This is a genomic window from Cyanobacterium sp. HL-69 (genome assembly GCA_002813895.1).
Classification (GTDB): Bacteria; Cyanobacteriota; Cyanobacteriia; order Cyanobacteriales; family Cyanobacteriaceae; genus Cyanobacterium.
In genome coordinates this window covers 3,107,291-3,120,932 of sequence record CP024912.1, presented here as the reverse complement: position 1 = coordinate 3,120,932, position 13,642 = coordinate 3,107,291, and the positions used below count along the sequence as shown (strand labels likewise).

General features: G+C 36.2%; 13 protein-coding genes. 6 read left to right on the top strand and 7 right to left on the bottom strand.

The annotated features are described in order from the left end of the window. Nucleotides 1-23 precede the first annotated feature (23 nt). Nucleotides 24-1,166 carry a citrate synthase gene (locus AA637_RS14585; protein WP_446683360.1) on the top strand — a complete coding sequence of 381 codons (1,143 nt, stop codon included), beginning with the start codon at nucleotides 24-26 and terminating at the stop codon, nucleotides 1,164-1,166. A 499-nt stretch (nucleotides 1,167-1,665) separates the two neighbouring features. On the opposite strand, the gene AA637_RS14580 is transcribed toward AA637_RS14585, so the two are convergent. Continuing rightward, nucleotides 1,666-3,435 (bottom strand): DUF262 domain-containing protein, encoded by a 1,770-nt coding sequence (locus AA637_RS14580; protein WP_446683359.1) that lies wholly within the window; start codon nucleotides 3,433-3,435, stop codon nucleotides 1,666-1,668. A 184-nt stretch (nucleotides 3,436-3,619) separates the two neighbouring features. On the opposite strand from AA637_RS14580, the gene acnB reads away from it, so the two are divergent. From acnB to AA637_RS14560, 4 genes are all read left to right on the top strand, one after another. Then, on the top strand, nucleotides 3,620-6,223 hold the full coding sequence (gene acnB, locus AA637_RS14575; protein ID WP_446683358.1) for a bifunctional aconitate hydratase 2/2-methylisocitrate dehydratase: 2,604 nt from the start codon (nucleotides 3,620-3,622) through the stop codon (nucleotides 6,221-6,223). A 51-nt stretch (nucleotides 6,224-6,274) separates the two neighbouring features. Beyond that, nucleotides 6,275-6,694: a XisH family protein gene (locus AA637_RS14570; RefSeq protein WP_446683357.1), complete on the top strand. Its 420-nt coding sequence runs from the start codon at nucleotides 6,275-6,277 to the stop codon at nucleotides 6,692-6,694. After that, nucleotides 6,679-7,005 carry an element excision factor XisI family protein gene (locus AA637_RS14565; RefSeq protein ID WP_446683356.1) on the top strand — a complete coding sequence of 109 codons (327 nt, stop codon included), beginning with the start codon at nucleotides 6,679-6,681 and terminating at the stop codon, nucleotides 7,003-7,005. The genes AA637_RS14570 and AA637_RS14565 overlap by 16 nt, the downstream gene beginning before the upstream one ends. Before the next feature lie 194 nt (nucleotides 7,006-7,199). Next, nucleotides 7,200-7,451, top strand: a complete 252-nt coding sequence (locus AA637_RS14560; protein WP_446683355.1) for a hypothetical protein — start codon at nucleotides 7,200-7,202, stop codon at nucleotides 7,449-7,451. 14 nt (nucleotides 7,452-7,465) lie between these two features. Here the strand turns inward: AA637_RS14560 and AA637_RS14555 are convergent, their stop codons facing one another. The 6 genes from AA637_RS14555 to AA637_RS14530 all read right to left on the bottom strand — a co-directional run bounded on the left by AA637_RS14555 (nucleotide 7,466) and on the right by AA637_RS14530 (nucleotide 9,755). After that, nucleotides 7,466-8,017 carry a hypothetical protein gene (locus AA637_RS14555; RefSeq protein WP_446683354.1) on the bottom strand — a complete coding sequence of 184 codons (552 nt, stop codon included), beginning with the start codon at nucleotides 8,015-8,017 and terminating at the stop codon, nucleotides 7,466-7,468. Nucleotides 8,018-8,061: 44 nt separating this feature from the next. Further along, a complete protein-coding gene (locus AA637_RS14550) occupies nucleotides 8,062-8,580 on the bottom strand; it encodes a hypothetical protein (protein WP_446683353.1) in 519 nt (172 codons plus the stop codon). Nucleotides 8,581-8,748: 168 nt separating this feature from the next. Next, nucleotides 8,749-8,952, bottom strand: coding sequence for a type II toxin-antitoxin system HicA family toxin (locus tag AA637_RS14545; RefSeq protein WP_446683352.1), 204 nt, complete (start codon nucleotides 8,950-8,952; stop codon nucleotides 8,749-8,751). Further along, a complete protein-coding gene (locus AA637_RS14540) occupies nucleotides 8,949-9,146 on the bottom strand; it encodes a type II toxin-antitoxin system HicB family antitoxin (protein ID WP_446683351.1) in 198 nt (65 codons plus the stop codon). The genes AA637_RS14545 and AA637_RS14540 overlap by 4 nt, the downstream gene beginning before the upstream one ends. 131 nt (nucleotides 9,147-9,277) lie before the next feature. After that, complete coding sequence (locus AA637_RS14535) at nucleotides 9,278-9,535, bottom strand: type II toxin-antitoxin system RelE family toxin (RefSeq protein WP_446683350.1); 258 nt, start codon at nucleotides 9,533-9,535, stop codon at nucleotides 9,278-9,280. Further along, a complete protein-coding gene (locus AA637_RS14530; RefSeq protein WP_446683349.1) occupies nucleotides 9,528-9,755 on the bottom strand; it encodes a hypothetical protein in 228 nt (75 codons plus the stop codon). Before AA637_RS14530 ends, AA637_RS14535 begins: the two co-directional genes overlap by 8 nt. 135 nt (nucleotides 9,756-9,890) lie before the next feature. On the opposite strand from AA637_RS14530, the gene AA637_RS14525 reads away from it, so the two are divergent. Next, on the top strand, nucleotides 9,891-13,523 hold the full coding sequence (locus tag AA637_RS14525) for a hydantoinase B/oxoprolinase family protein (protein WP_446683348.1): 3,633 nt from the start codon (nucleotides 9,891-9,893) through the stop codon (nucleotides 13,521-13,523). Nucleotides 13,524-13,642: the final 119 nt, after the last annotated feature.

Below are 13,642 nucleotides of genomic sequence, written 5' to 3'. Positions count from 1 at the left end.
ATTTATTTGTGTAAGGTATAAAAATGGCACAACCAGCTTGTGAGTACAAACCAGGTTTAGAAGGAGTCCCCGTCGCCAAATCTAGCATTAGTTATGTGGATGGGAAGGAAGGTATATTAAAATATAGAGGTATAAATATTGAGGAATTAGCCACAAAAAGTACCTTTTTGGAAACTGCATTTTTATTAATTTGGGGCCGATTACCTAGTAAGGAAGAGTTGGACAGTTTTCAGGTTGATATAAATAACCATAGACGAATTAAGTATCATATTCGGGATATGATGAAGTGTTTTCCTGAAAGTGGTCATCCCATGGATGCTTTGCAAACTTCAGCAGCGGCTTTAGGTTTGTTTTATTCTCGTCGTGCTTTGGATAAGGAGGAGTACATTAGGGATGCGGTGGTGAGAATTATTGCTAAAATTCCTACCATGGTGGCTGCTTTTTCCCAGATGCGTGAGGGCAATGATTCTGTTAAGCCTAATGATGATCTGAATTATTCTGCTAATTTCTTGTATATGCTCACGGAAAAAGAGCCTGAACCTTTGGAAGCACGTATTTTTGATGTTTGCTTAATGCTTCATGCAGAGCATACCATGAATGCTTCTACTTTTTCGGCTATGGTAACATCTTCTACTTTAACGGATCCTTATGCGGTGGTGGCATCGGCGGTGGGTACTTTGGCAGGGCCTCTTCATGGGGGGGCGAATGAGGAAGTTTTGACAATGTTGGAGGAAATTGGCTCTATGGAAAATGTCCGTCCTTATATTGAGGATTGTGTTGAGAATAAGAAAAAAATTATGGGTTTTGGTCATCGGGTGTATAAGGTGAAAGATCCCCGTGCTAGAATTCTACAACAGTTAGCAGAGAGACTTTTTGAGCTTACGGGTCATGATGAATATTATGATATTGCTTTGGAGGTAGAAAAAGTTGTCGCTGAAAAATTAGGTCATAAAGGAATTTATGCCAATGTGGACTTTTATTCTGGTTTGGTGTATCGCAAGTTAGGCATTAAGCCTGATTTATTTACTCCTATGTTTGCCATATCCCGTGTGGCAGGTTGGTTGGCTCACTGGAGAGAGCAATTAGCGGTTAACCGTATTTTTAGACCTACTCAGATTTATGTGGGTGAGAAAGATGGGATTTATATTCCCATAGAAAATCGTTAATTGAAACATAAAAAAACCCTTGGACATTCCAAGGGCTTTTTTTTAAGGATTCCCTAAAAGGTTTAGGTGTAACTGCTGGATGAAACTTTTAAATAACTCTCAGAACGTACCAATGACCAAATCAGAATTATGATTTAAAGAATAGCTCCAGAACTCAGTTCACTTTGTCCAGCTAGGGAACCCAAAGTTTTACTACTATCAACCATGGGCATCACCTCCTTTCTTCCTGAACGGTTAAACGTTAATGTTTAATTGATAATAATTTAACATAATCATTTTCAAAGTGTCAAGTTTTTCTAATAAGATTCCTCTGGGGAAAAGGCTAAGGGCGATCGCACCTTAAAACACCTATTGCGCTGTTAATTCTGACAAAAATTCAATAGCTCTTTGAAGCTTATTAATGACGGCTAAAGCCATCACTACAAACGAGAAAATAGAACATTTTAAAGGATTTATTGTATTGTCAACCGTTCTCGTAGAAGACTATACTAAAGGTGTTTTAAGAAATATCCCAGATAGTTTTCGCTATATCCGTTAACATTAATTGTCTTTTGTCGATAGATTCAGCATTCCATTCTTCAAAAGTTGATAAATTAGCAACTGCTCTATCTATAGCCGTATTTTTACCTATCTTAGGTTTAGTTGCTATAGTTTTTGTTAGTAAAAACTTTGATTGCATATAGGCTTCTTTTTTTTCATAAAAAGATTTATTAGAAATAGAACTATTTAAAGGTTTTTCTAATAAAGTAATATTACCTAATTTATTGATATAACTTTCTATATCATATTCCTGTGAAAATACATTGAGAAAACTTTCAGAAGGTTTTTGGGGTAGTATATGTTCTATTTCTACATTACGATTAATATATGTATCAAGTGAATTATTCATATTTTCTCCATAAGCTACTTCGTCAATATACTTAGTCAACTTAGCTAATATGTATTTCAGTTGGGTTTTCGGAATATCCGATGATAGATTTAAAAAAGATGATTCAAACCTTTGTTTAAATTTATTTTTATGACTAATAATATTTTCATTTAAAAAGCTATAAAAATCTGATTCTGTTTTAACTTTTCTTAGTTTTATACACCAACTACAAAAGATATTCTCAAAATTTCTTGTAGATTCTTTAGTAATCAAATAAATGAAAAATAAATTTTCTATATGTCGAGAAAGCTCCATAAAAAGATCTACTGTCAAATGTCGAGCAGATAATAGAACCATAAATGGTGTTCTAGCTTTATCACTTAAACATCGGAGATTATCAATATACTTGTTGTAGGTATTATCTATATTTTTGCAATTCAGTAAATTCAGATAAAATTCGCTAGTTGACAATAAATTTTTAACAAAACTAACAGCACCGTTTTGATAAATTGCTTTATTTTTGGAATTTAAAAACCAGTCATATAATTCTTTTTCTTTGATGGTATTTGACTCTATATAGTATGCTATTAAATAATAACGAATAAATCTAATAGGATTTTCTTTCGCTTTAAAAAGAATGTCATTCATTCTTTTCCACTCTTTTTTTATTATTTCATACTCTTGTTTTTTTGCCTCCATAAACATTAAATTTTTAATTAAATCTATAGAGTCTAAATTAACACCTCTATAATTAATGGTTGCAAATACTCGTAAAGCGTCTGCAAGTGTTGCAGTTTTGACTCGTACCAGTAATACTTTTCCCGTAAAGTAAGCATAAAATTTTCTAAGGTGTGCAGTTCTATCTTTTGTTTCTAAGCTATCAAACTCTTCTTTTAGTAATGAAATTAACTTTAGATAAGCATTTTTAATATTTTGTGTAGAAGATGTTTCTATAATTTCACTAAAATCCCGCTGTTGTGCAATTTTCTCTAGAATTCCTCTACTATCCTCATATTGTAACGTAACCCTATAGCGGAAAATATTGTTTCCATCTTCATCAATGTCAGTAGCAGAAATTTGACTATTTAATTTATCTATATCTTGATTAAATGTTTTTAAATAAAATTTAATTGCACAAAGTAATAGATAAGATGTTGTAATTCTTTGTTGCCCATCAATAACCTCATATAAACCGTTAGATGTCGAACAGACAATAATACTACCAATAAAATATTCAGAATTTTTACTATTTTCATTTGTGTTAAATTCATCATAAATATCTTTAAAAAAATCTTCTACTTCTGATTTAGTCCATACATATTCTCTTTGATAGCTAGGTACAATATAAAAGTCATTAAATAGTTTACTAATACTTAAATCTTGTGACTCAATCGTTGCCATATTATAGATTAATATCTTAACAAGTTTTTATAACTTTTCCATTGTAAATGCTTTAGTCCATCTAGTTTTTCCAAAATTCAAACCAATAGCTTCAATCAACTCGATACATTAAATACAAAATCAGAGTCCATGACCTTGATATGCTTAAAATAGTAAATTATAGAAAAAAATAAGCATAAATACTATGACTTGGTTAGAAGAATATCATCAACACGCAGAAGAAAGAGCAAAACAAGGCATTCCTCCCTTACCCCTCACCGCCGAACAAACATCGCACCTATGCGAAATGTTGCAAAATCCTCCCGAGGAATTGAAAGAAGAATTAATGATGTTACTGCGCGATCGCATCCCCCCCGGAGTTGACGAAGCATCCTATGTCAAAGCTGGATTTTTAACGGCGATCGCCAAGGGTGAATTAACCTCCCCAATCATCTCCAAACAAGGAGCCGTAAGCCTATTAGGTACTATGATGGGCGGTTATAACGTGCAATCCCTTGTTAGTTTACTTAAATCCCCTGACAGTGACATCGCCTCCGAAGCTGCGATCGCCCTTAGTAAAACCCTGTTGGTATTCGATGCCTTCAACGACGTATTAGAACTGTCAGAAACCAACCCCTACGCTAAACAAGTAATTGACGCATGGGCAGAAGCATCATGGTTTATCAGTAAACCCAAAGTACCCGAAACCATTACCGTAACAGTCTTTAAAGTGCCGGGTGAAACCAACACCGATGACTTATCCCCTGCCCCCCATGCCACCACTCGCCCAGATATTCCCCTTCATGCCTTGGCTATGCTCGAATCAAGGATGCCAGAGGGATTAGAAACCATTGCCAAACTCAAAGAAAAAGGACATCCCGTAGCCTATGTCGGTGACGTAGTCGGTACAGGTTCATCCCGTAAATCCGCCATCAACTCCGTATTGTGGCACCTAGGGGACGAAATACCCTTCGTACCCAACAAAAAAGCAGGGGGTTATATCCTTGGAGGTAAAATCGCCCCTATTTTCTTCAACACCGCCGAAGACTCTGGGGCATTGCCCATCGAATGTGACGTTAACCAATTCAACACAGGGGATGTCATCACCATTTACCCCTACGAAGGAAAAATCACCAATGAAAACGGTGAAACCCTCACCACCTTCACCATGAAGCCCGAAACCATTTTAGACGAAGTGAGAGCAGGGGGACGTATTCCCTTACTCATTGGTAGGGCTTTGACCGATAAAACCCGTCAGGCATTAGGATTAGAACCTAGTACCCTGTTTGTACGTCCTACCCCCCCCGAAGATAGTGGTAAAGGGTTCACCCTCGCGCAGAAAATGGTTGGCAAAGCCTGTGGCGTAGAAGGCATCCGCCCCGGTACCTCTTGTGAACCCATTATGACTACCGTAGGTTCTCAGGATACCACAGGCCCCATGACACGGGATGAATTAAAAGAATTGGCTTGTTTAGGCTTCAACGCAGACTTGACTTTACAAACCTTCTGCCATACCGCCGCCTACCCTAAACCCGTGGACATCAAAACTCATAAAGATTTACCAGACTTTTTCGCTACCCGTGGCGGTGTAGCTCTCAAACCGGGGGATGGCATCATTCACTCTTGGTTAAACCGTATGTTATTACCCGATACCGTGGGTACTGGGGGCGATTCTCACACCCGTTTCCCCTTGGGCATTTCTTTCCCCGCAGGTTCTGGTTTAGTCGCTTTTGCGGCGGCTTTGGGTGCTATGCCTTTGGATATGCCTGAGTCGGTATTGGTCAAGTTTACGGGAGAATTACAACCAGGTGTTACTTTAAGGGACATCGTTAATGCCATTCCTTGGGTAGCTATGCAAGAAGGTAAGTTAACCGCTGGTAAAGGGGATAAAATCAATGTCTTCAATGGTCGTATCATGGAGATGGAAGGTTTACCCGATTTGAAAGTAGAACAGGCTTTCGAGTTAACCGATGCCACCGCCGAGCGTTCTTGTTCTGGTAGTACAATTAAACTAAGTGAGGAGACTGTGGCAGAATATCTGCGCTCTAATGTTAGTTTATTAAAAAATATGATTGCCCGTGGTTATCAAGATCCACGTACTATGTTACGCCGTATTGCCAAGATGGAGGAATGGTTGGCAAATCCTTCTTTGATGTCGGGAGATCCTGATGCGGAATATGCTGATACTATCGTTGTTAATCTTGATGAAATTAAAGAGCCTATTGTAGCCGCCCCCAATGACCCTGATAATGTTAAGCTCATGAGTGAGTGCGCAGGGGATAAGGTGGATGAGGTGTTTATCGGTTCTTGTATGACCAATATAGGACATTACCGAGCAGCGGCGAAAATCCTTGAGGGTGCAGGTACTGTGAAAGGGCGTTTATGGATATGTCCTCCTACCCGTATGGATGAACAACAGTTGCGCAATGAGGGGGTTTACGGTGTGTTTGCGGCAGCTGGTGCTCGTACGGAAATGCCGGGTTGTTCTCTATGTATGGGTAATCAAGCCCGTGTGGAAGATAATGCGACGGTGTTTTCTACTTCTACTCGTAATTTTAATAATCGTATGGGTAAGGGCGCTCGGGTTTATCTCGGTAGTGCGGAGTTGGCGGCGGTATGTGCTTTACTCGGCAAGATTCCCACTGTGGAGGAGTACAGTGCGATCGTTTCTGAGAAAATTGATCCATTCAAGGATGATTTATACCGCTATTTGAACTTCAATGAAATTGATGGTTTTGAAGACGAAGGGCGCGTTATTGCTTTAGAAGATATGCCGAAAATTGAGGACATTTTAGGTATGCCTGTATAATTTGTAGGGTGGGCATTGCCCACCTTTTAGGATTTATTTTGATAAAAAATAATGTCAAAAAGAGATAGTTTACATTTATCCTTGTGTCATGCTTTAGAAAAAGATGGTTGGAGCATTACGGATGATCCTTTAATTTTAATACTAGAAAATACCTTACTTAAAGCTGATTTAGGTGCAGAAAAATTTTTTACAGCAGAAAAAAATAATCAAAAGATTGCTGTTGAAGTTAAAGATTTTGATTCTCGTTCAGTGATTAGTGAGTTAGAAAAAACTATCGGACAAATTCAGTTTTATCAATGGGCTTTAGAAGAACAAGAACCTGAAAGAATACTTTTTCTAGCAATTAGCCAATCTGTATACTTAAAACACTTTCAAAAACCGATTTTCAAATTAGCTATTAAACGAAATAAAATAAATTTAATTATTTTTGATTCACAAAATGAGGATATTTTACAATGGATAAATCAATAAAATACGCTGATATTTTAACTGAAGTTTTAAGACAACAATCTACTATTCAACCTCGATTACAAAATTTGACAATTAGTTCTGTGTGCGATCGAGATACAGGACATTTTTTGATTATTATGACAGGTTGGCAAAAAGAATCTTGGCGAGATCAAATTCTATTTCACGCTCGTTTAATAGACGATAAAATTGTGATAGAAGATGATAATTTTGAGGAAGGATTAACAAATATTCTCGTTCAAGAGGGAATTGATGATAAAGATATAGTCACACAAATAGAAAAAAATAAAGACATTTTAAGTACGCCTGTATGATCTTTCGCCTGAGTTTATCGAAAAAAGTCATTTTAAAAAAGCAATTTCATCTTTAAACGCTAGAATCGATGAACACAAAGAAAAAATCAACCTATAATTAGATAAAGATTATTTTGATCAAGGATTAATGAAACATTGGTAAAAGCATTTGAAAAAGGAATTGAATAAGCATTAAAAAGGTTAGGGAAAAAATAATGCAAGTAACTGATAGAAAAATTAACGTTAAAAACTCTACTTTAAATATTCTGATTATGGAATTAAAAAAAGAATGTCAAAATATGATTTCTTTAATTAATCAATTACAATTATCAGATTTGAGTGATACTCAAAAGGGAGAAATTCTAGCTAATTTATTAGCGAGTTCGATTCATGTACATTCCCATTGTGATGAGGAGTGGCAAAATTTAATTTCTGATGAGTTACAGACTTTAAGGGATGATATTTAAAACGTATGAATAATTCAACCATCATTTAATATATTATTGATTAATTTATAAGCCTCACTTAAAAGCATTTTTTTATTAGCAATAGCCTGCAATAAATCAAAGGCATCTTTTTTGTTGATAAGATCATTCTCTAAAGCTCTATATAATACGTTATAAAAACTACTCAAGTCTTTTGTGTTTGGTTTTTCCTTGGATATTTTTTCTTTTTGTTCAATATCTTCCAGACGTTTTTCTATATCTATTCTTAATTGTGCTTTCTTTGCCTCCATTTTAGAACCATGTTTAACAGCTTGTGTTAACCCATAAGCAACAGTTCCCCCCGCTACTGCAGCCGTTGCAACCCAACCAATAGGAGTCGCTTGTACTAATACAATCCCCGTAACAGCTGTAATGATGGGTATAGAAGATGCAACTCCCATGGAAGCCACAGCGAAACCAACTACACCAGCACCGAGAACGGTTATTCCTATTTCACCCAGTATAGTAATGCTATCCTTTGGGTTTTTTTCTAATTTTTTTAATGCCTTTAGTAATTCTTTTTTATTTGGCATTTGAGCTTCTGACATCGTGATAAAACCCTATATTTAAGATGAGTGAAGAAAAAAATAGATTATACGTTTATTTCTGGTGTTTCTCTAAAGATTAAACGACATACTTCTATTACTAAAGCAAAAAACTCTTTACAAATTTCAATGACTTCTTGAGTTATTTCGATAGTGTTTAATCCGTAAACGTCTTCACCTTTGTGTTTTTTATCTAGTCGATGACCTGCGATCGCACCAAGACCAACGCCTAGTATCATAGCTAAAGGAGCTAAAAATGAACCAAAAAATGGAATTGAATTAACTAAAATACCGACAGCGATTCCTAATGCTACACCAACGGCTAAATGGGGATGCAATTTAATAAATTCGATTATTTTAATTAATATAATTTTGCCTATAGAAAATACTTTATTACCAATTTTTTGAACTTTTTTTATCAGTTCATGTAATCTGAGGGCTATATCATCAGAAAAACCAAGGTTAGAAACCTTAACGTATAAATCCGTATCATTAACTGCATCAGCTTTTATTTGCCATAAAGCCATTTTTAAATTTGCTTGGGATAACGTTAATACTTGATTCATAATGATTAATTTTTACTATCTACATGAAGTAATATTACCCAAATATTAAATCAAGCCACTCATATACTTCTAATTTTAACTGTTAATTATTTTTACGGGTGCGATCGCATTTTTGTTGAGAGTATAGAGTGCGATCTGGTTAAGATGCGATTTTGTTTCAATAAAAGTTCAAATTAAGTCAGAATCAGTTAAATTTGCTTGTTTCATAACAGTTTTTAATAAGCCAATTTTTAAATCTTGATTACCATGAATAGGGATAGAAATACTTTGATTATCTTTTTGATACCGATAATGACTACCTTTAACCCGAACTAAACGCCATCCCTTTTTCTCCAAGATTTTTGCTAATTTTTTCCCTGATATTGATTTCATACAGTTAATTCTACAACTTTATCTGAGGGGCTAAGATTTTCTGGTTCATCCTCTGCATATAAACTGATAACTTCTTGAAGATTTTCTAAAACTTCCTCAATAGTTTCACCTTGTGTATAGCATCCGTGAAAAATTGGAACTTCTGCCCAATATCCGCCTTCTTGTGCTGTATGAATGATTGCTTTAACTTTCATCTTATTTTATTTGAATGATTGATTATTTTTAGGAATCTGACATTCATTATAGTAAATAACTATTTTTTTAGATCTACTTGTAAAATAGCGATCTCCCCTTTGTTGAGAGTATAGAGTGCGATCGCCTTATTTTATTTATAAACATCACCACGAGATTTAATTTTCGTGACAACGTAAGTTTTATTTTCTCTATCTTCTCGATATAAAATGCGAAAATCACCAACTCTTAAACGCCATTCTGAACGTCCCTTTAATGGTTTAATATCAACTAAAGTTTTATCTTGAATCAACAATTTTAAACTTTGAATAATTCGTTTTTGCTCAGGAAGAGATAATTTTTGTAAATATTTTTCTGGTTTTTTAAGAATAATTAAATTCCAGCTATTCAACTTCTCCTCCAAATAATTCTAATTCAAGACTCTGGAGAGATTTTCCTTGATCAGTACCTTTAAGATAATTTTGCCACTCAGACTCAGACTCAGCCAAATCTTCATCTGTAAAATCATCATCTAAATTATCAAAACGTTTTTTTAATTCTTGAAAAAGTCGATTTTGGTCAGTAATACTAAGAGTTTGAATTTGATTTAATATTTCATTATAAACAGTCATATTTTTGCGATGTTATCTACACTAGATAGCATTATAATCAAATATCGCAGCTTTGTTGAGAGTATAGATATAGAGTGCGATCGCCTTTTATACTGTTTATAGCAAGATTTTTACTGTGGAGAAGTAAAGAGGAAAATGGCGATCGCACATAATAATAAATGGCAGTTTTGGATTGATAGGGGTGGTACTTTTACCGATGTTATTGCCCTAAATCCAGAAAAAAAGCTAATCACCCATAAATTATTGTCAGAAAATCCCAGTCAATATTCTGATGCTGCCGTGGAGGGGATTAGAGTTTTGATGGGTTTATCCGAAGGGCAACCCATATCCTTAGAAAACATTGAAGTGGTGAAAATGGGAACGACGGTAGCCACCAATGCCTTGTTAGAAAGAAAAGGGGAAAGGGTAGTTTTAGTTACTAATGAGGGCTTTCGAGATGCTTTGCGCATTGGTTATCAACATCGCCCTAATATTTTTGCCCATGAAATTGTTTTACCTTCTATGGTATATGAGGAAGTCATCGAAGTCTCAGCCCGTTATTCGGCTCATGGTGATGAGTTAAGACCCCTTGACAAGAAAAAAGTTATTCAAGATCTAAAACGGGTATATAATCAAGGAATTAGGTGCTGTGCCGTTGTTTTACTCCATGGTTATCGTTACCCAGACCATGAAAAACGTATAGGGGCGATCGCCCGTAACCTCGGATTTACGCAGATTTCCCTCTCCCATGAAGTTAGCCCCCTGATGAAATTAATCAGTAGAGGAGATACTACCGTCGTCGATGCCTATTTATCCCCCATCTTACGCCGTTATGTGGAGCAAGTGCAACAGGAAATGGTAACCCGGGGACAAAAAGACACCTTACCCAAACTAATGTTTATGCAGTCCAATGGGGGGTTAGTCAGCGCATCTCAATTTCAAGGTAAAGATAGCATATTATCAGGCCCTGCGGGGGGGATTGTGGGCGCCGTGAAAACTTGTCAAAAAGCAGGAATTAAGAAGATTGTCACCTTTGACATGGGAGGTACTTCCACCGATGTCGCCCATTTTAACGGGGAATACGAGCGCACCCTAGACACCGAAATTGCAGGGGTAAGACTACGCACCCCCATGATGGCCATCGACACAGTAGCCGCTGGAGGAAGCTCTATTTGTACCTTTGACGGGTTAAATTATCGAGTGGGGCCAGAGTCAGCAGGGGCAAATCCAGGGCCTGCTTGTTACGGCAAGGGGGGAGATTTAACCATAACTGATTGTAATTTATTTTTAGGTAAAATACAACCTCAATTTTTCCCACAAATTTTTGCTATGGATGGTAAATCACCCTTAAATATAGAAGTAGTTAAACAGAAGTTTATTGATCTACAAAATCAATTAGATAATCCCATTTCTATTGAAACAATTGCCTCAGGGTTCCTACAAATAGCAGTAGAAAAAATGGCGATCGCCCTCAAAAAAGTATCCCTACAAAAAGGCTATAACATCAGTGAATATACCCTCTGTTGTTTTGGGGGGGCAGGGGGACAACACGCCTGTTTAATCGCTGAATCCTTGGGTATCAAAAATATCATTATTCATCCTCTCGCTGGAGTTTTATCTGCTTATGGAATTGGCTTAGCAGACATTCGCATCATCAAAGAAAAAAGCCAAGAAAAAACCTTTACCCCTTCCCTAATAAGCTCATTAAACCAAGATTTTGAGCAACTTAAACAAGAAACTCTCACCGAATTATCTCATCAAGTAAACAAAATTGAACCCGAAAAAATTACCTATAAACAAAAAATATATCTCAAATATCAAGGCACAGATTCACCCCTCGAAATACACTATCATAACTACTCAGAAATTATCCAACAATTTAACCAAGCTCATAAAAAACTTTACGGCTTTATCTTAGACAACAAACCCCTGACAGTTCAACAAATTTCTCTCGAATTAATTAACCCTACCTATGGAGATACATTACCAGAAATAGAACAAAAAACAGTAAAACAAGTAACTCCCATTACCCATGTACAACTTTACAGCAAAAATCAATGGCATAATACCCCTGTTTTTCAACGGCAAGAAATTCCCCATCATCAACCTATTATAGGTCCAGCATTAATTATCGAATCCACGGGCACAAATGTAATCGAATTAGGTTGGCAAGGAGAAATTAATCAAGATAACAATTTAATTATCACAACAGTCAATAATCAAGTAAAAAATAATAACTTATCTTCCGAGAAAAAAGCAGTTGAAAAAGATTTAATCTTACTAGAAATTTTTAACAATCTTTTTCGCTTTATCGCCGAAGAAATGGGTATAACATTACAAAAAACTAGCTATTCTGTCAACATAAAAGAAAGACTCGATTTTTCCTGTGCAATTTTTGACAAAAAAGGACAATTAGTCGCTAATGCTCCCCATATTCCTGTGCATCTCGGTTCTATGGGGGAAACAGTAAAAGCCCTAATTAATAGTAAGGGAAGCCAACTAAAAAAAGGAGATGTTTATATTACAAATAATCCCTATAATGGTGGAACCCATTTACCTGATATTACCGCCATTACTCCCGTATTTATTAACTCAGAAAAACCAGACTTTTTTGTAGCTTCTAGGGGACACCATAGCGACATCGGGGGAATCACTCCAGGTTCCATGCCTCCCATGAGTAAAACTATTGAAGAAGAAGGCATTTTAATCGATAATTTTTGTTTAGTAGAAGCAGGAAAATTAAGGAAAAAAGAACTATTAAAACTACTTACCAATCATAAATATCCTGTACGTAATTACCAGCAAAATTTAGCGGATTTACAAGCACAAATTGCTGCTAATGAAAAGGGCTTACAAGAATTAACAAAACTAGCGGATTATTATGGTTTAGAAACAGTAAAGCAGTATATGAATTTTGCCAAAGAAAATGCCGAAGAGTGCGTAAAAGATGTCATCAAATTACTAAAAAATGGTCAATGCACTAGCCACCTAGATAATGGGGCAACCATTAGTATAAAAGTAACCATTGATGAGAATAAAGATCAAGCCACCATCGATTTTACAGGCACATCAGCGCCCCTAGACAATAATTTTAACGCCCCCATGTCCGTATGTAAGGCAGTGGTTTTATATGTATTTCGTACCCTTGTTGATAAAGATATTCCCCTCAATTCAGGATGTCTCAAGCCCCTAACAATTATCATCCCTTCCAACTGTTTTTTAAATCCTCAATATCCATGCGCCGTGGTAGCAGGAAATGTGGAAACCTCCCAACAAATAACTAATTGTCTCTATGGCGCTTTGGGTGTCATGGCAAACTCCCAAGGCACTATGAATAATCTTACTTTTGGCAATGACAAATATCAATACTATGAAACCATTTGTGGAGGTTCAGGGGCAGGGTATAATTACCATGGTACAGATGCCATTCAAACCCATATGACTAACTCCAGATTAACAGATCCTGAAGTGTTGGAGTGGCGTTTTCCCGTGCGTTTAGATTCTTTCTCCATCCGCAAGGGTAGCGGTGGTAAGGGCGATTTTCGAGGGGGTGATGGGGTAATCCGTCAAATTCGCTTTTTGGAGTCAATGACGGCGGGTATTTTATCGAGTCATCGTTTAATACCTCCATCGGGTTTAAATGGTGGTGGTAAGGGTATGGTGGGTAAGAATTATGTGATAAGAGAGAGTGGAGAGGTTGAAACTTTGGGGGCAACAGCGGAAGTGCAAATGAATGTTAATGATGTCTTTGTCATTGAAACTCCAGGGGGCGGAGGGGTTAATAATTAATAATTGATAGTGGATAATTGATAATATTCTTTAATATTAAAGGGTTGATTACAGGGAAAATTTTAACTATTTGATTTTCTTGATTATTAAAGATTTTAAGCAATGATATGATAACTTAA

Excerpts from the sequence above, each read along its gene's own strand:
- AA637_RS14555 (WP_446683354.1), bottom strand. The coding sequence starts at position 8,017 with ATGTCAGAAGCTCAAATGCCAAATAAAAAAGAATTACTAAAGGCATTA.
- acnB (WP_446683358.1), top strand. The coding sequence starts at position 3,620 with ATGACTTGGTTAGAAGAATATCATCAACACGCAGAAGAAAGAGCAAAA.
- AA637_RS14530 (WP_446683349.1), bottom strand. The coding sequence starts at position 9,755 with ATGACTGTTTATAATGAAATATTAAATCAAATTCAAACTCTTAGTATT.
- AA637_RS14545 (WP_446683352.1), bottom strand. The coding sequence starts at position 8,952 with ATGAAATCAATATCAGGGAAAAAATTAGCAAAAATCTTGGAGAAAAAG.
- AA637_RS14525 (WP_446683348.1), top strand. The coding sequence starts at position 9,891 with ATGGCGATCGCACATAATAATAAATGGCAGTTTTGGATTGATAGGGGT.
- AA637_RS14550 (WP_446683353.1), bottom strand. The coding sequence starts at position 8,580 with ATGAATCAAGTATTAACGTTATCCCAAGCAAATTTAAAAATGGCTTTA.
- AA637_RS14540 (WP_446683351.1), bottom strand. The coding sequence starts at position 9,146 with ATGAAAGTTAAAGCAATCATTCATACAGCACAAGAAGGCGGATATTGG.
- AA637_RS14560 (WP_446683355.1), top strand. The coding sequence starts at position 7,200 with ATGCAAGTAACTGATAGAAAAATTAACGTTAAAAACTCTACTTTAAAT.
- AA637_RS14570 (WP_446683357.1), top strand. The coding sequence starts at position 6,275 with ATGTCAAAAAGAGATAGTTTACATTTATCCTTGTGTCATGCTTTAGAA.
- AA637_RS14580 (WP_446683359.1), bottom strand. The coding sequence starts at position 3,435 with ATGGCAACGATTGAGTCACAAGATTTAAGTATTAGTAAACTATTTAAT.
- AA637_RS14565 (WP_446683356.1), top strand. The coding sequence starts at position 6,679 with ATGGATAAATCAATAAAATACGCTGATATTTTAACTGAAGTTTTAAGA.
- AA637_RS14585 (WP_446683360.1), top strand. The coding sequence starts at position 24 with ATGGCACAACCAGCTTGTGAGTACAAACCAGGTTTAGAAGGAGTCCCC.